Origin of the sequence: Corynebacterium sp. HMSC069E04 (assembly GCF_001813175.1) — a bacterium.
In the GTDB taxonomy this organism is placed as follows: Bacteria; Actinomycetota; Actinomycetes; order Mycobacteriales; family Mycobacteriaceae; genus Corynebacterium; species Corynebacterium aurimucosum.
Window position 1 is genome coordinate 1 of the sequence record NZ_KV811684.1, and the last position, 269, is coordinate 269.

Annotated in this window: 1 rRNA gene; it reads left to right on the plus strand. The window is 50.9% G+C overall.

Annotation, left to right across the window (positions count from 1 at the left end):
* The first annotated feature begins 143 nt into the window (after positions 1-143).
* Positions 144-261 (plus strand): 5S ribosomal RNA (rrf, locus tag HMPREF2896_RS07570).
* Positions 262-269 lie beyond the last annotated feature (8 nt).

The window sequence follows — 269 nt, forward strand, 5'->3', positions numbered from 1 at the left end:
CCAAAACAAACACACACACACTCCTTTTCGAGTGTGGAAACAACAAACACAAATAAAGACAAGAAACACACTGTCGCTTCGCGTCCACTACACAGTATCTGACACAACACACCCAACCAGGCATCAGATTGCCTCGAGTGTTTGTCGGTGGCCTATAGCAGCAGGGAAACGCCCGGACCCATTCCGAACCCGGAAGCTAAGCCTGCTAACGCTGATGGTACTGCAACCGGGAGGTTGTGGGAGAGTAAGAAACCGCCGACACCAAACAA